This is a genomic window from Sphingobacterium spiritivorum, from assembly GCF_016724845.1.
In the GTDB taxonomy this organism is placed as follows: domain Bacteria; phylum Bacteroidota; class Bacteroidia; order Sphingobacteriales; family Sphingobacteriaceae; genus Sphingobacterium; species Sphingobacterium spiritivorum_A.
In genome coordinates this window covers 3984070-4007784 of record NZ_CP068082.1, presented here as the reverse complement: position 1 = coordinate 4007784, position 23715 = coordinate 3984070, and the positions used below count along the sequence as shown (strand labels likewise).

Genomic DNA, 23715 nt, shown 5'->3' with positions numbered 1-23715 from the left:
ATTATAGGTTTCCTTTTTTCAGCTCACTGACCGCAAAATCAACAGCACGCGCTGTCAATGCCATATAAGTAAGTGAAGGGTTGATACATGCAGCTGAAGCCATTGCAGCTCCGTCTGTAACGAATACGTTCTTTGCATCCCATACCTGGTTGTGACTGTTCAATACAGAATTTTTAGGATCTGTACCCATACGGGCAGTACCCATCTCATGAATTCCCTGTCCTAAACCGTAAACGTTGTCATAAGTATATACATCTTTCACACCGATAGATTCCAACATCTCTTTCATCTCCTCCTGCATATCCTTACGCATTTTGATCTCATTATCTTTTATTTCCGCATCGATCGCCAATACCGGTAAGCCCCATTTATCTTTTACATTTTTATCGAGGGTAACTTTATTTTCATGGTAAGGAAGCATTTCACCGAAAGCTGTAAAGCCTACACTCCAGCCTCCCGGTTCCAGGATCGCATCTTTCCAGGCATCTCCGACACTCATTTCAGCAACAGCGCCCGACCAACGTCCTCGGCTGGCACCACCCTGATATCCGAATCCACGTATATAATCGCGTTTTTTGGTATCGCCGTCTACGTTTACAAATCGCGGAACGTATATACCATTAGGTCTTCTTCCGAATGTATAGCTCTCTTCATACCCTTCTACAGAACCTCCTGCTCCGCAACGGAAGTGGTGATCCATCAGATTGTGTCCCAACTGTCCGCTGCTACTACCTAATCCACCTTCCCATACATCCGTAGCGGAGTTCATCAATACCCATGTAGAGTTAAGTGCTGAAGCACATACGAAAATTACTTTTGCAAAGAATTCATAGGTCTTATTTGTCTCTGCATCAATTATCTCTACTCCTGTTGCTTTTTTAGTATTCTTATCGTAGATGATATTCTTCACGATAGAGAAAGGTCTCAAAGTCAGGTTACCTGTTTTCACAGCAGCCGGTAAGGTTGCAGACTGTGTACTGAAATATGCACCGAAATTACATCCTAACCAGCACTGATTCTGGTATTGACAGTTGACACGTCCATGATGAGGAACAGTAATATTTGCTGTTCTTCCCATGATAAAGTGTCTTTTACCGCCATACTGCGTCTTCAATCGTGCCGCAAGATCTTTTTCTACAATATTCATCTCCATTGCCGGCATAAAATCTCCGTCCGGTAGTACGGCAAGGCCGTCTCTGTTACCGGAGATTCCTGCAAATTTCTCTGCATAGCTGTACCACGGAGCAATTTCATTATAACGAATTGGCCAGTCTGTACCATGACCATCTTTAAGGTTGGCTTCAAAATCCAGATCAGAGAAACGGTAACTTTGTCTTCCCCACATCAGCGATCGGCCTCCGACATGATACCCGCGGTACCAGTCGAATCTTTTCACCTCTGTATATGGACTTTCCTTCTCATTGACCCAGTAATCCAGGTTTTTTTCATTGAGGGGATAGTCACGACTAAGAACAGGATAATCTTTGACCATTTGTGTTGTACGACCTCCGCGATGTTCAAAATCCCAAGGATTTTTATTGGGCGATGGATAATCTTTCACATGTTCGATATTACGACCACGTTCTAAAACAATTGTTTTAAGTCCTTTTTCCGTCAGTTCCTTTGCAGCCCAACCACCGCTTATTCCTGATCCGATGACAATTGCGTCATATACATTATCTGCCATATCTCTTCTCTTTATTAGTTTATAATTTGTTTTAAATAGTTTCAGTTTCTTTGGTACTCTCTATCTTCTCATCTTTAAAGAAAATCAGGAAAAATAAGAAAACAACAATTGCAATTCCGGCAGGAATCACCCATACTTTATTCCAGAATAATGCGATATCCGTTGACTTCAGATCAATGTACATATCACTTACATATCCTGCCACCCAGAATCCGATAAGCTGACCCACACCATAGGTCGCCAATGTAATTAATCCCTGAGCAGAACTTTTATATTTGGCACCGGCTTTATTATCGGTATAGATCTGTCCTGAAACAAAGAAAAAGTCATAACAGATACCGTGTAATGCAATTCCGGTAATTAACATAAAGGTAAGGTCTCCCGCATTTCCGTAAGCAAACATCAGATAGCGTGCGGCCCAGGCAAGCATACCTACCAGAATAGTTTTCTTAAAACCAAAACGGGTAAAGAACACGGGAAGCAAAAGCAGAAATAAGACTTCGGAAATCTGACCTATAGTCATTTTTCCTGTAGGATTTTCCAGATTAATCTCACTCAGGAATACATTTGCATTCTGGTAATAAAATGCCAGTGGAATACAGATCAGTATAGATGAAATAAAGAACAATAAAAAGTTTTTGTCTTTCAACAGTTTAACGGCATCCAATCCGATAATCTGTCCTATGGTCGCTTTTTCAGTCTGTTCAATTTTGACAGGTGGAGTCTTAGGAAGTGTAAAGCTAAATAAACCCAACACCAATGATGCTATACCTGCCATTAAAAAGGTGTTTTTCAATAAACCTTCTCCGGCATCCCATTTAAACAGATAACTGATCGCCAGACCAGCAACGATCCAGCCAATAGTTCCCCAGATACGGATACTCGAAAATTCCTTTTCCGGATTTTTCATCTGACGGAAAGAAACCGAATTGACTAAAGATAACGTTGGCATGTACAACAACATATATCCCAGTACATATGGATAAAACTCACTCACTGAAGTAGACTGATACATCTGATACATCAGAAAAGCCCCTACAATATGAAGTACGCCAAGGATACGCTCTGCATTAAAAAAGCGATCCGCAATCATACCGATGATAAATGGCGCAACTATAGCTCCCCAGGATTGAGTCGAAAATACATTTGCACTTTCCAGACCTGTTGCATTAAGGCTCTTACTCAGGAAAGTCCCCAACGTAACAAACCATGCTCCCCAAATAAAAAATTCGAGAAACATCATGAAAGATAATTTTATTTTTATTCCTGTAGACATAGAGGTAGATGGTTTATGATATTACAATTATTATGGTTTAAATATTTAGCAAGTTATAAAAAAAATCAAATTGTAAAAAATACACTATTAAAAAAGTTACACACTGAAACTATCAACCTCCCTGTAGGCTGCCACAAGTGCCTCTTCCCCAGCTTTTCCACCTTTCGACTTCCCGTGTTCCATTCCCATTACACCTCTGTAACCTTTTTTATATAAATGTGCAAATACATTCTTATAGTTAATTTCACCTGTAGTAGGTTCTTTACGGCCCGGATTATCACCTATCTGTATATAGGCAATTTCATCCCAGCAACGATCTATATTGACCAGCAGATCACCTTCTGTACGCTGCATATGATAGATATCATAAAGTATTTTGCAGGCTGGACTATTGACAGCTTTACATACTGCATAGGTTTCGTGCGTTTGCTGAAGAAAAAGATCCGGGGTATCGCTCAAGGTTTCCAGTACCATTATCAGATTATGCGGTTCGAAGATTTCCGCTCCTTTTCGCATGGCTTGTACAATATTAGCAAACTGATTTCCCCACGGAAGTTTACGCTCATAGAATCCGGGAACAACAGTAAGCCATTTGGCATTACAACGCTTTGCAGCCTCTACTGAGCGTTGACAAGTTTTCACAAAGTGATCCAGAAATTCAGGTTTACCGGTAGCAAGTGAAGTCATCCAATTCTGACCGCCATCCACAACAAAAACGCCCATAGTCATACCCAATTTGGCCAGAAGATCACCTATTTTCTCCTGTTCTTCTACCGATCGTCCCAGATAACCGTTGTCCTCAATGGCTCTAAATCCGAGATCATAAAAATACTTGATTTCATCCAAAAAGTTTTTACCTGCGGAATCCTGAAACATGCCCTGATGTGGCGCATAGTTCAGCTTAAACGTTTTACCTTTTTGTTCAGTAAAAAGATTCTGTGCTTTTTGTTCGGAGGCTTGTAGTGCATTGCCTGTAAGCGCTGCACCTGATACTAAAGCAGCATTTCTAAGAAAATCACTTCGTTTCATAGCGATAAATTCGGAATTGGGTTTATGTCAAAAAGATTCTCAAAGCCTTTCGTGTGCTTTTCCAGAATATCTCCTTGCTGGTTATTGTATATAATATAAATATCTATATTTTTTATCTTATTTGCAAAAACAATTGCCTCATCAGGAGACATTGCCATAAAAATATTATCCAGCGCATCTCCTTCCATAGCCGTAGGTGCATGTACAGTGACACTCACAATACTTGTTTCAAAAGAATAGCCGGTTTTAGGATTAATGTGGTGGGTAATTTTACGGTTTTTATCCATTAGATATTTCTCAAAATTTCCGGCTGTAGTAATAGCTCCGCCGGGTGGTACTATTACATCCTGTTTTAGCGCTGTATTACCATTTGTTTTTACAGGACGTTCTATTCCCACTTTTAACCGTTCTCCGTCAGGTTTTTTACCACTGATACGCAACTCCCCTCCCAGTTCGACAATAAAATCCTGAATACCCTGCTGTAGCAGATAGTCTGCCAGTACATCCACGGAATAGCCCTGTGCAATACCATTCAGATCGATCGATACTTTCGGATTTTTCTTTAGCAGTCGTTTGCCTCTTACTTTGAGCTGATTCATTCCCACATTTTTCAATGTCTCTCTGATTTGCTCTTCATCCGGGAGGGCAGATATACGTGCAGGACCAAATCCCCACAATTGTACCAGAGGTGCGACAGTGATATCAAACTGTCCTTTTGAAAGCTTATAATAAGCAAATGACTTGTTCACCACCTTTTGCATATGGTGATCCATTTCAATTGAAGTTGTCTCCGGAAGATTGAATTTAGAAATAAGAGAATTTTTATTATAGACGGACATCGAATTATCAATATCCATAAGCATACTGTCTATGGCTGTTTTCGATATTGTTCTTTCAGCATAATAGACAATATGGTAAGTCGTGCCTTGCGCTCTTCCATCAATCACATGACGATCTATTGCTTTATTTGGCTGCCCGGCGTAAGCGCCCAGGCAACCAATAAAAAAGAATACTAAAGCCGTCCATGATCTTTTCATGAAAAGAACTTTAGATATAAAGGTTTGTATTCTGTCCGGGAACAGCCACAGGATATAAACCATCTGCATTAGGCAATATCTTAGGATTTGCATCCCAGGCATATGTTGCAGGCTGAAGATCTACATTCGATTCCAGCGCCTTATCCCATTTAATTGTCTTTCCGGTATAACACGCTATACGACCTATAATACCTGTCAGTGTGCTGTAAGCTCCGTACTCGGCATTATCAAATTTATATTCTCCTTTTGCAATCGCTTCAAATAATTCTTTATGCTCTTGCTGATATGGATTCGGATTTCCTTTAGGATCGTGTCTGTAAATTTCTTTTCCGTTTGCATCCCAGAGTACCCCCTGTCCTCCTGCTGAAAGATAGGTACGCCCTTTAGTTGCCTGAAATGTTTCATCTACCCTGTTAGAGATTCCTTCAAAGTGACGACACTGACTGTATACGACAGAATTATCATCATACGTCAATTCCACAGCAAAGTTGTCATAGATTTCACCGTAATCTTTTCCTTTACGGAAAGCCTGACTTCCTGTACCCTGTATGGAGACCGGATATTTTCCCTTGATCCAGTTTGCAATATCAATATTATGTACGTGTTGTTCTACGATATGATCACCACACAACCAGTTGAAGTAATACCAGTTTCTCATCTGATATTCCATTTCGGTCATACCCGGCTTGCGGGGTCTTACCCATACACCACCACTATTCCAATAGACCTGACCTGATACCACATCTCCTATAGCACCATCCTGAACACGCTTGATAACTTCTCTGTAATTTGTCTGATAACGACGTTGCAAACCTACTACAACATTAAGTTTTTTACGTTTTGCTTCCGCTGCAGCAGCCAGTACACGACGGATTCCCGGAAGATCTGTGGCTACCGGTTTTTCCATAAACACATGTTTCCCCTGCTTTACAGCTTCTTCAAAATGAATAGGGCGAAATCCCGGAGGAGTTGTCAGAATAACAACATCTGCATCTTTAATTGCGGACTTGTAGCCATCAAAACCAACATATTTGCGGCTATCCGGAATATCTATTTTATCTTGAAATTTTTCTTTTAATGTATTATATGTGCTATCCAGATTATCTTTAAAAGCATCTGCCATAGCCACCAATCTGATATTCTGCCCTGAGGCAAATGCATCAAATGCCGCTCCGGTTCCTCTGCCCCCGCAACCGATTAAAGCGACCTTAATCACATCACTGCCCGCAGCAAAAACAGCTGAAACCGGCATTGAGCTTAAGGCTGCCGTACCCGCTACAGCTGCTCCTGCTTTTAAAAAATCTCTACGCAGAAAATTACTTTCCATTTTTATAAGTTTATTAGGTTTAAAAGTTATATAAAATTTAAAAATCTTTGATCGGAGCTTTATCATAATAAGCCATGATCTCCTCATGTGTAGGAGCTGTCTGAGGACGTACCAGACGCAACCCTATAAAAGGTGCTTCCGGAAACCACCAGTTTGATTTTGGAATTTGAGGATCGAGTTGTTTCCAGAATGGATCTGAAGCCATTCTGTTGGCCGATCGGAGATCTTTTGCTTCGCTGTCAAATGCTCCCCCCCGCACACTGTGCGGATATAGTTTAGTAGGGATATTCACAGGATTGTCTGCTGTCTTCCCGGCAAATTGCTTGTAAAAGGATTCATCATACTGATCATAGGTCCATTCAGCTACATTTCCCAAAATATCATAAAGACCCCATTTATTTGGTTTTTTCAAACCGACTTTTTGTGTCTGCGCATCGCTGTTTGCTTTATACCAGGCATATTCATCCAGCTTAGAGGCATCATTTCCGAAGAAATAATCGTCCTGACTCCCGGCTCTGCTTGCGTATTCCCATTCCGCTTCTGTCGGTAATCTGAAAAACACTCCGGTTCTGACATACAACCACTTACAAAACTGAATTGCATTATAATGTGTCATGGCCAAAGCAGGGTGTCCCTCTTTCCCCATTCCAAATGTCATGTCGAGATATGGCTTCGTCGGTCTGGTCACTGCATCTACAGCGGCACTGACTTGCCCGTCCACAGACTGAGTCACTTCATAGTCTTTATAAACAAAAGGTTCGTAAAGATCCCATGTGACTTCATAGGTACTCATCCAGAAAGGGTTGATCTTGACTTCATGTACAGGTTTCTCATCTTCTTTACCGGTATTACTTCCCTGCTTAAAAGTCCCGCCCGGAATGGCCTCCATCGTGAAACTAAGCTTGGTACCTTTAATATCCTGAGTGTATTTTTGAAAATTTGATTGTGCCTGTCCATAGTGAACGCAGGCGAATAGGCAGAATGATAGTATTAATCGCATATAATCAGTTAGATTCCTCGGTTTAAATTTTCCTGAAAATAACTACATCTTTTTCAGGAAGACTAAAGTTACACTAATTGTACAAAATACACATATCATCGAAATAACAAATCTGTTACAGATAAGCAGATCGTTTAGAAATGAAGAAAATAATGAATCACAGCAGACCAGATTCCTGCCGTGAGTAAAGCAATGAGAATACTAAAACCGATGATAATATTTGCGATTTTACTATTCAACCGAAACTGCTCAATCACAATACTGGTCGAAACCAAGGTAGGCATAGCCATTTCAAATATGGTAACGGCCCCAATCTCCTTCTTTGCTCCTGTAAGCAACACAAAGATCAGAACTAAGGCCGGGGCAATAAGCAATTTGTAAAACAGAGAAAAAGATATCTGCGAAATCTGTTTCTTCCATCCTTTGAACTGCAGTTGCAAACCTACAGAGAATAAGGCCAGTGGAGATACGGTAGCGCCTAATTTATCAAACACAGGCTCCATAGCCGTCAGATCAACAAAGCGGGGCAATATCAATGCGGCAATACAGCCCAGAAACGGAGGAAAAGTGAATAAACGCCTGATGATATATCCCAAATTAAGTTTAGCCGCAGAATCAGCACTTCCTTTAGTTGCCAGATAAACTCCGAGTGTCGAGAGCAAAAAGAAAGTAGCCTGATCACAGATAATAGCGATGCTCATATATTCTTCTCCGTAAAAAGCAGCGACTAAGGGAAATCCGACAAAAGAGGTATTGCTAAATCCCGAAACCATTGTCAATGTACTCTCCGTGCGCGCACTGTAATGCTTTTGCCAGCAATAAATCCGAAAAAAAATCATACTGCCCAGCAGCACGATAAGGGGGCTCAGTACAGGAACAATAAGATCTCTGTTCCAGTCGATATGAGGCAGATATTTGAAGGAGACAGCAGGAAGAGCAAAATACAGAATCCAAGTATTAATTCCTTTATGTGCATCAGGATGAATACTTTTAGTCTGTTTCAGTATATATCCTGCAGCAATGCATATAATAATTAAAATAAAGTTGGCCACCCGTTTAGAATTTAATACGCTAACAAAGGTAAATTTTTCAGGCAAACATTATAATAGTCTTTTGAATAATGCGGTCTTCAATACCGGAAAGAGTATTTCATTTTTTTGTTCATTGCAGGTTTGAATTGCATCCGGACGCAATTTATCTAAGTTTATGGCAAAACATTGACCAAAAAACACTTTCAATCAAAAGTTTCTTTCATAGAAAATACATATTTTTGCACTTTCCTTAACTATTCGGACAGGTTAATCATTCTATATTGAAAAATTTTAATTTATTTACTTTAGTTCTTTTATTAGTTTTTATGCATGGCATCTGCGAAGCACAGTCGGACCTGCTGTGGACTGTGCAGGACAGCGTCACACCAGCTCGTCGCAAAAATCCGCTGATAATTGAAATTGAGGCTGAAAACGGAGGTATTATTGCTTCCAAGGATGTTAAACAAGTCACTTTTGAAGATGCATATTATAATGGTGTCAATCTACGTGTAGGATGGCAAACCCAGCGTTCCAAAGATATTTATCATCAACTCTATAACTATCCGATATATGGAGTCGGACTGTATTCCAGTACCTTCAACACCAATATCATCGGCAGTCCCTATGCGGTTTATGGATTTGTAATCGTACCTATACATCCTAAAAATGATAAGAGATGGACTTATGAATACCGCATTGCATTGGGTTTGTCCGGCAACTTCAAGCCATATAATGAAGAAACAAATCCGTTGAACTTAGTTATCGGAACAAAAAATAATGTTTTTATAGACTTTGGTTTTCGGGCCAAATATAAATTTCATAAAAATTTCGATGTAGGCGTCGGAGCGGCATTTCATCACTTTTCAAACGGCGCTATGCGTCTGCCAAATAAAGGTGTGAACCTATTGCCGCTGACCGCATCACTCACCTATACACCTAACTCCGAGTCAGCAGATTACAGCCGTGCAGAAGTTCCTCCGTTTGAGCAGACCTGGCTGTATCACATTAATATAGCCGGAGGATTCAAACAAATTGACAGACAGATTGACAAGAGATATCACAAAGCCACATTAAGTGCTTATATGAGTCGCCATGTATCTTATAAATGGAGATTTGGAGGTGGCTTTGATTTCTTTTACTCGGCATCCGGAAATGCAGAGGAAATTGCGGGCAGTGAAAAAGGTAAATTTAGAGCCTTATTTTCCGGAGGTCCGGCATTCTATATGGCGCATGTCCTGAATGAACGTTTGGTATTGAATGGAAATATCGGATATTATCTGCATAAAAATGATTTTAACGGAGAAATTGAAAATTTCTATCTGAGAGCCGGAGCCCGCTATTATGTGTACAAAAACATCAATGCCGGCGTATCAATTAAAGCACATATGGGTAAAGCAGACTATATTGAATGGACTGCAGGATATACATTTGGTAAAAAACACTGATACCACTTTACATCTGGTCTTTGTCTGGCGTAAACGAAAACTTCTGCCTGTATATTATTACCGGTGAGGACAGCAGCCAACGTTCTCCATCTGTGGCGCAAGCCTCCGCTTGTGTCCTCTATATAAGATACTGCTACAAATGCTCTTGACGCATTTATTAACACCTAATTCAGCTGCATACAGAAAATATTTTTGTGTTTTATGGAAAACCTCTCTCCTTAAAAAGGAGAGAAAAAGCCGCTATGATATGTAGTACTTTGAACATATTGCAAAACACCTACAAAGCTGATAAGTTTTGTTTCAACCAGCGTATGTTGGCGTCCCCGCCAACATTGTAATCTAGATTCCTCAGTCTTTGTATGGCGCAAGCGTCCGCTTGTGCCTCTAACGGAATAAAAAAATTTAAAACAACAGCTTCTGACTTACTTCCTTATCAATAGTAATATATCCAGGATAATAAAACGACTGTCCAGCAACGGTTATAGCCGGCTTAATCTTTAAAGTAAGAACACCTTTATTACCGGAGTTACTTTCTAAAGCTTTTAAGAAATCCTGAATCCCGTCACTTTTAAGCGATTCGTACAGATTCATCTTTATTTTGATGGGTACAACAGCAGATTGATTCGGATCGATAGACAGCTTTTGTTCTACCTCGCCTTCGGCCAGATCCGTTTGCTGAAAGGCAATCTTATATTGAAATTTATTGATAGCAGCTTTTTTAGCTGTAGGATTCGTTACCTTCAGTTTGAGATTTGCTTCCATAGGAACATCTCTTCTCAGCATTGCTATCGCCAGTCCCGGCAACGCCGAAAGATTCAGTTCGCCATCCTGCATGACATTTTTAAAACTTGCACCTGCCAGCATTAAACTGTCTACAGCTTCCAGTTCATACTTACATTTACTCAGGTTTTCTATCTGTGCCTTTTGTCTGTTCACGCCACAACCCGCCATTAGAAATACGATCAGGCAGATACCCAGTCCTTTTAATCCATTCATGTTTTATTTTTTCTTTTTACCAAAATTATAACTTACACCCAATGTAAAAACCGCATTGCCCGCCTTAAGGTATTCATTGCTGTTAACTCCGATATTAAACCCGGTGGTATATTGCAACTGCCAATTACGATTAAGTGCTAATCTCGTAAAAAAAACAGGTTCTATAAAAATATTATCTTCCTTTTCAGCATTAACCTCATCAATGGTAAAATCTTTCATAGCCACACGACTCATGCGGATAGCCGTTCCGTAATTTAACTCACGCTTTGCGCCAAACAATTTTATCTTATCCTTCTTGGTCGAAGAGTAATTGACCTGCACAAATATTTTCTCAAAGTCCATATCCCGTATTTCTACCGGCTGCATACCTGTGGTAGTAGATCGAAGGTCTGTCTCTACCGAATTCCCAATCCCATATCCGGCATATACTTCAAAAATCTGCCTTTTGGATTTTCCTATTGTTGTAAAATATCCCAATCCTCCTTCATAGAGATATTGCTTGAATTCTTTAATCTGTTTTTTGTGATTGACATAAGAACCGTTGGCTATAATACCGATATGATCCGATATGGCCACACCTGCATTACCACTCACATTTCCTTTAAGATTAACATGTCCGGATAAATATCCCTCTCCCTGTTTACTAAACATCGGAGTTGCCGGAACATTGGGCATATAGATAGAACTACAACTACTTAATATTAAAACCAATACAGAGAAAAGCAGTACAACTGCGGCGAATCTATTCATATAATATGTGTTGACCATGTATTAACGTCCGATATACATATAAATATTGTACCAAGAATAGATAAGTTTAAGTATTTAGGCAAAATAAAAAGGCCTGGTATATAAATACCAGGCCTTTGTGAGCCTCCTATCGGAATCGAACCAATGACCTACTGATTACAAGTCAGTTGCTCTACCAGCTGAGCTAAGGAGGCATCGCTGATCGCCAACGTCTTCCGTTAACGGTGCAAATATCGAAATCTGATCTTTTTTTTGCAAGTCTTTTTATCCATTTTCTCACCATTTGTAAGCAAACAACTGAAAACCAAGCCAATTATTTAGACATAATTTCAGTTTTATTTGCTCTTACCTGAAAATATGTCGCTTCAAATCAATTTAAACGGACATTTTTTCCGATTATTTTATGAAAACCGTATAGGCATAATGATTGTTACCCTCATAGAAAATCTAATACGATATGAATTTCAACAATTATACGATCAAAGCTCAGGAAGCCATACAAAAGGCTTCTGAAATCGCCTCAGGCAATCAGCAGCAGGCGATCGAACCCGCACATATTCTAAAAGCATTATTGACCGTTGACGAAAACATCATTGGTCACTTATTAAAAAAGTTAAATGTAAATATCGCCTATCTTGAAGGAGAAGTGGACAAGCAGATCCAAGGGTATCCAAAGGTAAGCGGAAGCAATATCTATCTGAGTAACGAGGCTAATTCTGCACTTCAGAAAGCACAATCCTATCTCAAGGAGTTCAATGATGAGTTTGTCTCCATTGAGCATTTACTTTTAGGGATACTGAATGCAGGAGGTAAAACCGCTTCCCTGCTTAAAGATCAGGGTGTAAATGAAAAGGATCTGAAACTGGCGATCAAGGAACTACGCGGAAATAACCGCGTTACAGATCAGAATGCGGAGGCCACTTTCAATGCCTTAAATAAATACGCCCGGAATCTGAATGAATTTGCAGAATCCGGAAAACTTGACCCTGTCATCGGCCGTGACGAAGAGATTCGCCGGGTAATGCAGATCCTTTCCCGCAGGACCAAAAATAATCCTATACTCGTGGGTGAACCGGGTGTGGGTAAGACGGCTATTGCGGAAGGTATTGCTCACCGTATAATCAAGGGTGATGCACCGGAAAACCTGAAATCCAAAACGGTATTTTCTCTGGATATGGGTGCGCTGATTGCCGGAGCGAAATATAAAGGAGAATTTGAGGAGCGTCTAAAGGCCGTTGTCAAAGAAGTTTCTGACAGTGACGGAGAAATTATACTTTTTATAGATGAAATACATACACTGGTCGGTGCCGGAGGTGGTGAAGGTGCTATGGACGCGGCTAATATTCTGAAACCAGCCTTAGCAAGAGGTGAACTCCGTGCTATAGGTGCAACTACACTCAATGAGTATCAGAAATATTTTGAAAAGGATAAAGCCTTAGAGCGTCGTTTTCAAAAAGTAATGGTTGGTGAACCCGACACACAGGACGCCATATCTATATTAAGAGGACTAAAAGAGCGATATGAGACACATCATAAAGTAAGAATTCTGGATGAAGCCATTATTTCTGCTGTAGAGCTCTCTCAGCGTTATATAACGGATCGCTTTTTACCGGATAAAGCTATCGACCTTGTGGACGAGGCGGCTTCAAAACTTCGCTTAGAAATGGACTCCGTTCCAGAAGCAGTAGATGAACTGGAACGCCGGATCATGCAACTGGAAATCGAACGTGAAGCGATCAAACGAGAAAACGATGAAAAGAAAGTGAACGAACTGTCTGAGGTGATTGCCAACCTGGCTTCCGAACGCGATTCACTGAAAGCCGCATGGCAATCTGAAAAATCTCTTGTAGATGAAGTCAATCAGGAGATTGCCAATATTGAGAATTTCAAACTGGAAGCAGATCAGGCGGAGCGTGCAGGAGACTACGGTAAAGTAGCGGAGCTGCGATATGGTAAAATTAAAGAAGCACAGGATCATGTCGAGAAGTTAAAAGCTGAACTGGCGGAAAAGCAAGCCAGCAGCCGTATGCTGAAAGAAGAAGTAACTTCTGAAGACATCGCAGATGTTGTATCGCGATGGACAGGTATTCCGGTTAATAAAATGGTACAATCCGAACGTGAAAAGCTCCTGACGCTGGAAGAAGAGTTACACAAACGTGTAGCAGGACAACATGAAGCGATAGAAGCCATCTCTGATGCTATACGCAGATCGCGCGCCGGACTGAGTGATGCCAAACGCCCGATCGGTTCGTTTATCTTCCTGGGTACTACCGGGGTAGGTAAGACTGAATTAGCCAAAGCTCTGGCAGAATTTCTTTTTGATGACGAGCAGGCGATGATTCGTATCGATATGTCCGAATATCAGGAACGTCACGCCGTATCCCGTCTTATAGGAGCGCCTCCGGGATATGTAGGTTATGATGAAGGTGGTCAGCTGACAGAAGCGGTGAGACGTCGCCCATATTCGGTGGTATTACTGGATGAGATTGAAAAAGCACATCCCGATGTTTTCAATATCCTGTTACAGGTATTGGATGACGGACATCTGACGGATAACAAAGGTCGTGTTGTCAATTTTAAAAACACGATTATCATCATGACTTCTAATACAGGGTCACATATTATCCAGGAAAACTTCTCTCATCTTAATGATGAGAACAGGGATGAAGTAGTAGCTAAAACCAGAAGTGAGGTGTTCGAATTACTACAGAAATCTATACGTCCGGAGTTCTTGAACAGAATTGATGAAGTTATCATGTTCACACCGCTGAGCCGAACCGAGATTGGCGACATCGTCCGTCTTCAGTTCAATAAAGTTCAACATCAGTTGGCAGAACAGAATATATTTATCTCCGCTACAGATGAAGCACTGGATTGGCTGGCTCAACTCGGATATGATCCGGTATATGGTGCAAGACCGCTGAAACGTGTGATCCAAAAACGTATACTGAATGAATTATCAAAGGAAATCCTTTCCGGAAAGATCTCCAGAGATTCAATTATACAACTGGATACGTTCGACGGACAGTTTGTGTTCCTGAATAAGGATAAAGAGACCAAATAAAAGTTAGCGTCCTTAGCGGACAAGCTATATAAGAAGCTGCAGTAAACTATTCATACAATGATTAGTTTGCTGCAGCTCTTTTATTTTTATTCATCAGGACTACAATCCCAGTTCATCCAGTATTCTTTGATGACTGTTCATAAAGAATTTTGTAAGCCTGTATTGGTCAGTGTCTTCATATACGGTCAGCTGAAGTCCTTCGTCTGTTACTTTATAAATTTCTGCGGCAGGATAAGCCAGAAGAATCGGAGAATGCGTAGCAATTATAAATTGTGAATCTGCATCTACCAGTTCTTTTATTCTGACCATCATATTGAGTTGACTTCCGAATGAAAGTGCAGATTCAGGCTCATCAAATATATACAGACCTTTTCCGGACAGCCTGTTATGCAACAGCGCCAGAAAACTCTCTCCGTGTGAACATTCATGCAATGATCCCCCATATGTACGTTCCAGATTTCCATAATCACCTTCATACAATTGATCTATTTCACTGGCTACGTTGTAAAAACTTTCTGCCCTAAGGAAATAGCCATCTCTGAAGCGGTCAATACCTTTTCCAATTTTGATATCCTGGAAAAGATCTGAATGCGAATTTTTCGTTGAAAAATTAAAGTTTCGACTTCCGCCTTCCGGATTGAAACCCGATCGTATAGCAATGGACTCAATAAATGTAGACTTGCCGGATCCGTTTTCTCCCACGATAAAAGTAACCGGCTGTCTGAATCTGAATTTTTCGAGGTGAAAGATCGATGGAATATTATAAGGATATGAAATACGTTGTGAATTAGGCCGGATATTTTCCACCTGCTTGATATATATCATATGACAAGTTATTTAACGTCATAAAAAGTCCTCGTTGGCATACAAAGGTTACACCTCTCCTTTTTCCAATTTTGAGAATTTCAGATATCCGATATGAAGCTCATCAGCTTCTGCAATTTCAGTTTGCCGGATTGACAGTGTATATTTTGATCTGAATTCTGCAGATAACAGATCTTCCACCTCATACACATCGTCTACATCTATCCCGTATTTGTCATCGATATGCGAAGAAGTATGGTGTTTCCAAAAGACCGTTTCTTTTGCAGCAGCAATAGCAGCAGCCATATGCTCTGCAACCACCAGCTGTTTGTAATGATACTCTTCAAAATCATTTTCCTTATATCCGCCAAGATTCACAAAGAACAGCTTCAATTCTGCATTTTCACGCTTACCTTTTTCAACCACTTCAATCGTATAGCCATCCACTACATTCACTTCACGCCATACATCTACATGAAGATTGCCGGATGCTTCTTTCCAGAAATCCCGCATAGAAAACAAAAGGGATGGCAGGCTCTCTCCTATTCCAAAATACATATCATGCTGTTCTGTATGCCGGCCTTCAGGCTTACATCCCAGCAATACCATAAATAATTTCTGCTCCATAATTAGACAAATTGACAAATATTTTTCGCAAATTACACTTAAATATATTCAAATAAACACCATCTATAAAAAACAAATGAAAAACCTTTCCTTACTCCTGACACTGTTTTTGCTATCCGTTGCAAGCTCAGCCTTTGCTCAAAAGACTGATCAAAAACTGGAAAAGAAACTTAAAGAACTTACCCGTGATTTCCATGGTGATATAGGTATCTATGTACGTCATCTCAAAACGAACAAAGAAGTTATGATTAATGCAGACAGTATTTTTCCTACGGCAAGCATTATCAAAGTACCGATTCTGGCAGGTGTATTTAATAAGATCGGAAAAGGGGAATTAAAATACAACGACAAATTTATATATCGTCAGAGCCGGGCGTATGGTGGTTCGGGACTGATGCAGTTTTTTAAAGACAGCGTAGAGACAGATCTGTCCACTATGGCAGCACTGATGATAGGATACAGTGATAATGTCACTTCGATCTGGTGTCAGGAACTGGCCGAAGGCACCAAAATTAATGAGCTGATGGATGAGTTAGGATTGCCCAATACCCGTGTCAATTCCCGGACAGCGGGAAGAGAAGCTATCTGGAAAAAATACGGATGGGGACATACTACGCCACGGGAGATGGCAACTCTTCTGACGCTGATACGTGAAGGTAAAGTGATATCGCCGGATCTGTCCGACAAGATGTATCGTATACTGGGAAATGTTTTTTACAACGAGCGTTCATTATCCCAGATACCATCTTATATAAAGACTGCTTCAAAGAGTGGCTCTCTGGAGGATGTAAGAACTGAAGTCGTACTGGTGAATGCTCCAAGCGGAGATTATGTATTCAGTGTATTTACTAAAAATAACAAGGACAGGAGCTGGGAAAAATCCAATGAAGCCGAAGTATTGACACGCAGTATATCCAGCTTACTCTGGAATTATTTTGAACCTAAACATCCTTTTGCAAAACAACGTCTTCTGGATTAAGACCGATTCTATTTTACCTGTATTCAAAAACCAAATCAAGTGTAGATCGTTATTAAGGTATACAGTGTATATAAAGCACATTTACCTTTTAATACTATGAATACAAACAGATTATCAAAAGAAATGCAGTCCGCACTGATCGCTCAAATGACAAAAGAAGCCAGTGCAGCACAAATTTACCTGTCATTGGGCATATGGGCGGATGATCAGGGATATGGTGGTATTGCTAATTTTCTATTCAGACATGCCAATGAGGAACGGAATCATATGACAAAGTTTATGGAATATATTCTGGAACGCGGAGGTAAACCTCGTGTAGAAGCTATTCCTGCACCTCCTGCAGACCCCAAATCATTGACAGAATGCTTCAATAGAGTATTTCAGCATGAAGTAGACAATACAGAAGCCATATACAACATCGTCAATCTATCGATGAAAGAACAGGATTGGGCAACGTGGAATTTTGCACAGTGGTTTGTCAAAGAACAGATTGAAGAAGAGAAACTAGCGCTGGAATTAATTGACAAGCTGAAAATCGCCGGCGGAGACAAAGCTTCAGACGAATCGTTGTTCAACCTGGACAAAGCATTGGGAGAAGCAGATGACGAAGTGAGCCTGGCCCGTGAAGCAACAGCTGAAAATCCATAAGACTGACAACTAAAGCTCATATAAAACAAAAGCGGTGACTGCATATACGGTCACCGCTTTTATTTTATAGAATGATATTCTTTTGGGTCTGTTACAGGATTGCTTCTCTGACACGCACCAATTTTGTCAAAAGACCTTCCAGAAGATCTAAATGAAGCATATTTGCGCCATCAGACTTAGCATTAGCCGGATCCGGATGTGTTTCGATAAAAAGACCGTCTGCTCCTACAGCAATAGCAGCTTTAGCAATGGTCTCGATAAGCTCAGGTTTCCCTCCTGTCACACCCGAAGTCTGATTGGGTTGTTGCAAAGAGTGCGTACAGTCCATTACTGTAGGCACCTGAAATGCTTTCATCTGTGGAATTCCTCTGAAATCCACAATCAGATCCTGATATCCGAAGGTATTTCCGCGATCGGTCAGAAAAACTTTATTATTCCCCGAATCGATTACTTTATCTACCGCAAACTTCATTGATTCAGCAGAAAGGAATTGTCCTTTTTTAATATTAACTACTTTCCCTGTTTCAGCCGCAGCCACCAACAATTCGGTCTGACGACATAGAAAAGCGGGAATCTGAAGAACATCTACATAGGCCGCTGCAAGAGCTGCCTCATGGCTTTCATGAATATCCGTAACAGTAGGCACTCCAAATGTCTGTCCAACTTTTTCCAAAATTTTCAATGCCTTTTCATCTCCTATTCCGGTAAATGAATCGACGCGTGAACGGTTTGCTTTGCGGTATGATCCTTTAAAAATATAAGGGATATTAAGTTTGTCTGTAATAGTAACGATCTTTTCAGCAATGCGGAGAGCAATATCTTCTCCTTCAATTGCACAAGGGCCGGCCATCAGAAAAAAATTGGCAGACTGACCGTTTTTAATATGAGGTAAATAGGATTGTATCATGTAATAATAAAAAAATTCGTTGTTGTTAGTTACCCAGTTCGGACATAAACTTGATACGCATCAGTTGAATATCTTCATAGGTATAATCAGCTTCACCCAGTTCTTTCAATGCCGCTTCTATAGAATCTACTTCTGCGCTTTTGAAATAATCATAGACCTCATCCTGACGATCCTGATCGATCATTTCATCAACAAAATATCCGATATTGAGTTTGGTACCCGAATTAACGATAGATTCCACTTCTTTCAGAAGATCTTCATAGGACACCCCTTTTGAGGAGGCGATATCTTCCAGTCCGATCTTACGGTCTATATTCTGGATAATGGAGACTTTCAGTGCTGATTTATTAGCCGTACTCTTGATAACCATATCCTGCGGACGATCAATATCATGATCTTCCACATATTTCTTGATAAGTTCGACAAACGGTGCTCCAAATTTGAGCGCTTTCCCTGATCCCACACCATGGATTTGTTTCATTTCCTCCATAGAAATCGGATAGCAGGTACACATTTCATCGAGTGAAGGGTCCTGAAAGATAACAAACGGCGGAAGAGATTTTTGCTTGGCAATCTTTTTCCGCAATTCTTTCAGCATTTTCAGCAATTCGGTATCCATAGCACCCGAGCTCTGTGCAGGTTCTTCAGAACCGTCGACATCCGCTTTTTCCATGGGTCTGTTGAGAATAAATTTGATGGCATATGGGTTATCGATATACTTACGGCCACCGTCCGTCAACATTAATAATCCGTAATGATCGATATCTTTCTTCAGAAAATTAGCAAGCTCAGCCTGTCTGAGTACGGATTTCCAGTAAATCACACCTTGCTCTTTACCTTTACCGAACAAAGCATGTTCGTCGTGCTTATAGGCCGATACCGGTTGATTAGTCTGTCCCATCAGGACATTGATCAGGTGCTGATCATCGAACTTCTCTCCCTGCTCTTTAATAAATCCCAATATTTTGAGCAGAGACTCTTCTGCATCAAAGTATGTCTTCTTTGTCTTACAGTTGTCACACATATTGTTGCAACCAGCCTCATCAAAATTTTCACCGAAATAGTGAAGAATCTGTTTACGGCGACATACTGCTGACTCCGAATAATCTATAACTTCTTTTAATATCTGTGTACCGATTTCACGTTCTGACACCGGCTTATCTTTCATGAATTTGGTCAGCTTTTCAACATCCTTTTCAGAATAGAATGTGACACAGACTCCTTCTCCACCATCCCGTCCTGCACGTCCGGTCTCCTGATAGTAACCTTCCATTGATTTTGGAATATCATGGTGGATGACATATCTGACATCCGGCTTATCGATACCCATACCAAAGGCTATTGTCGCCACGATGACCTCTACATCTTCCATCAGAAACTTGTCCTGTGTATCTGCCCGTGTCTTGGCATCCAGCCCTGCATGATATGGTAATGCTTTGATACCGTTGATATTTAATACCTCGGCGATTTCCTCCACCTTCTTACGGCTAAGACAATATACAATTCCTGTCTTTCCTGAATTATTTTTGATGAAACGGACAATCTCTTTAACAACGTTCTTTTTTGTCCGCACTTCATAATAAAGATTGGTACGGTTGAAGGACGATTTGAACAGTGTCGCATCGGTCATCTGCAGATTCTTGCGGATATCAGACTGCACCTTAGGCGTGGCTGTAGCTGTAAGTGCTATAATAGGAATATTTTCACCTATACCATTGATTACCTGTCTGATCTTACGATATTCAGGTCTGAAGTCATGCCCCCATTCAGAGATACAATGCGCTTCATCCACAGCGACAAATGACACAGTGATGTGTCTTAAAAATTCTATATTTTCTTCTTTTGACAGCGATTCCGGAGCGACATATAACAACTTGGTTTTACCCTGTGTTACATCCTGTTTTACTTTCGTAATTTCTCCCTTATTGAGAGAAGAATTCAGAAAATGTGCAATACTATCCGTGCCTCCGAATGCTCTGAGTTGGTCTACCTGATTCTTCATCAGTGCAATGAGCGGAGAGATGACAATAGCGGTACCCTGGCTCATAAGCGCAGGCAACTGATAACATATGGATTTACCCCCACCTGTCGGCATAATTACAAAAGTGTCTTTTTTATTAAGCACATTTGTTATAATAGCCTCCTGGTCTCCTTTAAACGTATCAAACCCGAAAAAATCCTGAAGATTATCAAATAATGACTTTTCTATATCCATTGACTAAGGGAAAAAATTAAGATAGACTACAACCTTTTTTTAAGTTAAATAATAACTTATTTTTGTGAATAAATGAATATATAAAAATAGATATAATATTTGTGAAAAACAATACTGAAATCAAAAACATAGCCATTGAGGCGATAGAGCTGGAAGCGCAATCCGTACAGAATCTGACAAACAATATCAATGAAGATTTTGTAGGTGTTGTACATGAAATTCTTAATATCAAAGGTCGTGTTATCGTCACCGGAATCGGCAAGAGTGCCATTATTGCACAGAAGATTGTAGCCACTCTCAATTCCACAGGCACACCCTCTATTTTTCTGCATGCCGCAGATGCTATACATGGCGATCTGGGCATCGTACAGCCTCAGGATCTGATCATTGCACTTTCCAAAAGCGGCAATACACCGGAGATAAAAGTTCTCGTTCCATTTTTGAAACAAACACAAAATAAGCTTGTAGCCATAGTCGGAAATACCGAATCCTTTCTTGCTCAACATGCCGACTATATCCTGGATACTACTGTCGAGCGGGAAGCATGTCCCAACAACCTCGCTCCCACTACGAGCACTACTGCTCAACTGGCAATGGGAGATGCGCTGGCTGTTGTCCTGCAGGAATGCCGTGAATTTTCGGACCGTGACTTTGCCAAGTACCACCCGGGAGGAGCGTTAGGTAAGCAACTGTATCTTAAAGTAAGTGATCTTTCAGATCAAAACGGTAAACCTGAAGTGAGTCCTGAGGCTTCCGTCAGACAAATTATTATTACGATCACACAGTTTCGCCTCGGAGCAACAGCCGTGATTGATCAGGGCACTATACTGGGTATTATTACGGATGGAGATATTCGCCGCATGCTGGAAACGCACGAAGATTTGTCTCACATCACAGCAAAGGATATTATGGGTAAAAGCCCTAAGCTCATTGACAAAAATGAATTAGCTGTCAATGCTCTTCACCAGATGAAAGACAATAATATCACGCAGCTACTGGCTACGGAACACGGAAAATACGCAGGTATAGTACATATACAGGATCTGTTGAAGGAAGGAATAATCTAATCGTGTAAGCATCGGAACAATTCCGGCATAGCACTCTTGAATTCAAACGCTTACTCACATGGAATTATACTACACATTTTCTATTTTAATAGTTCTGGCAGCTATTTTCGCCTACCTCAATCATCGCTTTCTCCGGCTGCCTTCTTCGATTGGCATTATGCTGATTGCATTATTGGTATCCGTATGCATCGTTCTTTTCGGAGACAGGATAGCTGGCAATGAAATTTCGAAGTTTTCTTCTATGATCACAAAACTTGACTTTTCGGATGTGCTCATGGGGGCTATGCTTAATTTTTTACTTTTTGCAGGAGCGATTCATATCAATATCAACGATCTCAAAAGTCAAAAAGGAGCAGTCATGTTCTTCTCTACTTTGGGAGTCGTTATATCTACTTTCATGGTAGGTTTACTGATGTATTATATCCTACCGGTTCTTAACATCCACCTACCGCTGATCTACTGCCTGATATTTGGAGCATTAATCTCTCCTACCGATCCGATTGCCGTGTTGAGTATTCTCAAAACAACAGGTGTGTCCAAAGCGCTTGAAACAAAATTTGCGGGTGAATCCCTCTTTAATGACGGGGTTGCAGTAGTTCTTTTCGCCGTCTTACTGAATATTGCATTAGGCACATCTACAGACGTAACGATTGCCAATGTAGGCTGGTTATTTGTAAAAGAAGCCGGCGGAGGTCTTGTACTTGGGATAGCCCTCGGTCAGCTCTGCTCCTATCTGATGAGAAAGATTGATGACTATAAAGTATCGGTACTCATGAGTCTGGCTGTAGTGATGGGCGGTTATCTGGTAGCACATTCTTTTCATTGTTCTGGACCGCTTACAATGGTAGCCGCAGGGTTGATCATCGGTAATAAAAACAATACAAAGGGTGCCATGTCTGAAGAAACTAAAGACTACCTCAATAAATTCTGGGAACTGATAGATGAGATCCTGAATGCGATTCTGTTTCTGATTATCGGATTTGAACTGTTAATCATACCCAGCATTCCTAATTATTGGATCTTAGGCTTTACTTCTGTAGTGCTGGTATTGATTGCACGTTTTGTTTCCATATATGTTCCCGGAAGATTATTCCCCAAATTAAATATTAATAAAGCAGCAACCACATTATTGGTGTGGGGAGGTTTGCGGGGCGGCGTTTCTATCGCTCTGGCACTTTCTCTTCCGGTTGGTGAACATAAAGACTTAGTTTTAGGAATTACCTATTTTGTTGTTATTTTTTCTATATTAGTTCAGGGCTTGACTCTCGGGAATCTGGCCGGAAGAATTAAGAAAATGGCTACACAGGACAAGTTAAAGTAACAATACTACATCATTTTCGTAATATTGTTGTTAAAAAGGTGTTATAACCCATTGTTTTAAATAGATATAGCCTAAATTTGGTACATAGATTGATATACTTAACTTAAACAAATTGAAATATGAAAAATCTCTTCGCCATCGTAGCAGTAGTAATTGCATTCGTAGGATTTACCTCGATGCAGACAGGTAAAGGTGAATTTAAATTCGAGAAAGAAACACATGACTTTAACAGCATTCCTGTAGCAAAGCCAGCTTCATATGAATTCAAATTTACAAATGGCGGTTCAGAACCTATTATCATCTCTGATGTAAAGCCAGCTTGCGGATGTTCAGTTGCTGAATTCACTAAAACTCCGATCAAACCCGGAGATGCAGGTGTAGTAAAAGTAACGTATAATGCGGCTTCAAAAGGTCCTTTTACAAAGAGTTTTACTGTAACTTCTAATACAAAAACTCCGGTAAAAACATTATACATCAAAGGAATTGTTGAATAACAAGCTCCCTT

Annotated in this window: 20 protein-coding genes and 1 tRNA gene; 7 read left to right on the top strand and 14 right to left on the bottom strand. The window is 40.5% G+C overall.

The features are described from left to right. Position 1: 1 nt before the first annotated feature. The 7 genes from I6J03_RS17000 to I6J03_RS16970 all read right to left on the bottom strand — a co-directional run bounded on the left by I6J03_RS17000 (position 2) and on the right by I6J03_RS16970 (position 8408). Positions 2-1687 (bottom strand): GMC oxidoreductase, encoded by a 1686-nt coding sequence (locus I6J03_RS17000; protein ID WP_003003817.1) that lies wholly within the window; start codon positions 1685-1687, stop codon positions 2-4. Between the two features lie 31 nt (positions 1688-1718). Beyond that, positions 1719-2963 (bottom strand): MFS transporter, encoded by a 1245-nt coding sequence (locus tag I6J03_RS16995; RefSeq protein WP_003003820.1) that lies wholly within the window; start codon positions 2961-2963, stop codon positions 1719-1721. A 96-nt stretch (positions 2964-3059) separates the two neighbouring features. Beyond that, complete coding sequence (locus I6J03_RS16990) at positions 3060-3992, bottom strand: hydroxypyruvate isomerase family protein (protein WP_003003823.1); 933 nt, start codon at positions 3990-3992, stop codon at positions 3060-3062. Then, complete coding sequence (locus I6J03_RS16985) at positions 3989-5029, bottom strand: FAD:protein FMN transferase (RefSeq protein ID WP_003003825.1); 1041 nt, start codon at positions 5027-5029, stop codon at positions 3989-3991. The genes I6J03_RS16990 and I6J03_RS16985 overlap by 4 nt, the downstream gene beginning before the upstream one ends. A gap of 10 nt (positions 5030-5039) precedes the next feature. Beyond that, complete coding sequence (locus I6J03_RS16980; RefSeq protein WP_115171073.1) at positions 5040-6356, bottom strand: Gfo/Idh/MocA family protein; 1317 nt, start codon at positions 6354-6356, stop codon at positions 5040-5042. Between the two features lie 37 nt (positions 6357-6393). Beyond that, positions 6394-7356: a formylglycine-generating enzyme family protein gene (locus I6J03_RS16975; RefSeq protein ID WP_003003834.1), complete on the bottom strand. Its 963-nt coding sequence runs from the start codon at positions 7354-7356 to the stop codon at positions 6394-6396. Between the two features lie 134 nt (positions 7357-7490). After that, positions 7491-8408 (bottom strand): AEC family transporter, encoded by a 918-nt coding sequence (locus I6J03_RS16970; protein ID WP_003003837.1) that lies wholly within the window; start codon positions 8406-8408, stop codon positions 7491-7493. A gap of 305 nt (positions 8409-8713) precedes the next feature. Between I6J03_RS16970 and I6J03_RS16965 the strand changes: the two genes are divergently transcribed. Continuing rightward, the gene (locus I6J03_RS16965) at positions 8714-9832 is read left to right on the top strand and encodes an acyloxyacyl hydrolase (RefSeq protein WP_003003840.1); all 1119 of its coding nucleotides are present in this window, start codon (positions 8714-8716) and stop codon (positions 9830-9832) included. A gap of 402 nt (positions 9833-10234) precedes the next feature. On the opposite strand, the gene I6J03_RS16960 is transcribed toward I6J03_RS16965, so the two are convergent. From I6J03_RS16960 to I6J03_RS16950, 3 genes are all read right to left on the bottom strand, one after another. Continuing rightward, complete coding sequence (locus I6J03_RS16960) at positions 10235-10828, bottom strand: hypothetical protein (protein ID WP_003003843.1); 594 nt, start codon at positions 10826-10828, stop codon at positions 10235-10237. Between the two features lie 3 nt (positions 10829-10831). Next, positions 10832-11578, bottom strand: a complete 747-nt coding sequence (locus tag I6J03_RS16955; protein ID WP_003003846.1) for a hypothetical protein — start codon at positions 11576-11578, stop codon at positions 10832-10834. Positions 11579-11699: 121 nt separating this feature from the next. Next, positions 11700-11772: transfer RNA gene (locus tag I6J03_RS16950), tRNA-Thr, on the bottom strand. A 263-nt stretch (positions 11773-12035) separates the two neighbouring features. On the opposite strand from I6J03_RS16950, the gene clpB reads away from it, so the two are divergent. Next, on the top strand, positions 12036-14642 hold the full coding sequence (clpB, locus tag I6J03_RS16945) for an ATP-dependent chaperone ClpB (RefSeq protein WP_003003848.1): 2607 nt from the start codon (positions 12036-12038) through the stop codon (positions 14640-14642). A 99-nt stretch (positions 14643-14741) separates the two neighbouring features. Here the strand turns inward: clpB and I6J03_RS16940 are convergent, their stop codons facing one another. Next, positions 14742-15467, bottom strand: coding sequence for an AAA family ATPase (locus tag I6J03_RS16940; protein WP_003003851.1), 726 nt, complete (start codon positions 15465-15467; stop codon positions 14742-14744). Positions 15468-15515: 48 nt separating this feature from the next. Continuing rightward, positions 15516-16073, bottom strand: coding sequence for a DUF1543 domain-containing protein (locus I6J03_RS16935; RefSeq protein ID WP_003003854.1), 558 nt, complete (start codon positions 16071-16073; stop codon positions 15516-15518). A gap of 76 nt (positions 16074-16149) precedes the next feature. Between I6J03_RS16935 and I6J03_RS16930 the strand changes: the two genes are divergently transcribed. Both I6J03_RS16930 and I6J03_RS16925 read left to right on the top strand, forming a co-directional pair. Beyond that, complete coding sequence (locus tag I6J03_RS16930; RefSeq protein WP_003003857.1) at positions 16150-17052, top strand: serine hydrolase; 903 nt, start codon at positions 16150-16152, stop codon at positions 17050-17052. A 96-nt stretch (positions 17053-17148) separates the two neighbouring features. After that, entirely contained in the window at positions 17149-17700 is a 552-nt protein-coding gene (locus I6J03_RS16925; RefSeq protein WP_003003861.1) for a ferritin, read from the top strand. Positions 17701-17791: 91 nt separating this feature from the next. On the opposite strand, the gene kdsA is transcribed toward I6J03_RS16925, so the two are convergent. Both kdsA and recQ read right to left on the bottom strand, forming a co-directional pair. Then, complete coding sequence (kdsA, locus tag I6J03_RS16920; protein WP_003001092.1) at positions 17792-18607, bottom strand: 3-deoxy-8-phosphooctulonate synthase; 816 nt, start codon at positions 18605-18607, stop codon at positions 17792-17794. Positions 18608-18632: 25 nt separating this feature from the next. Further along, positions 18633-20822, bottom strand: coding sequence for a DNA helicase RecQ (gene recQ / locus I6J03_RS16915; RefSeq protein ID WP_003003864.1), 2190 nt, complete (start codon positions 20820-20822; stop codon positions 18633-18635). 101 nt (positions 20823-20923) lie between these two features. On the opposite strand from recQ, the gene I6J03_RS16910 reads away from it, so the two are divergent. The 3 genes from I6J03_RS16910 (at position 20924) to I6J03_RS16900 (ending at position 23704) form a co-directional block, all read left to right on the top strand. Next, positions 20924-21889: a KpsF/GutQ family sugar-phosphate isomerase gene (locus I6J03_RS16910; RefSeq protein WP_003003867.1), complete on the top strand. Its 966-nt coding sequence runs from the start codon at positions 20924-20926 to the stop codon at positions 21887-21889. Between the two features lie 58 nt (positions 21890-21947). After that, entirely contained in the window at positions 21948-23210 is a 1263-nt protein-coding gene (locus I6J03_RS16905; protein WP_039989568.1) for a cation:proton antiporter, read from the top strand. A 119-nt stretch (positions 23211-23329) separates the two neighbouring features. Continuing rightward, positions 23330-23704 (top strand): DUF1573 domain-containing protein, encoded by a 375-nt coding sequence (locus I6J03_RS16900; RefSeq protein ID WP_003003872.1) that lies wholly within the window; start codon positions 23330-23332, stop codon positions 23702-23704. Positions 23705-23715: the final 11 nt, after the last annotated feature.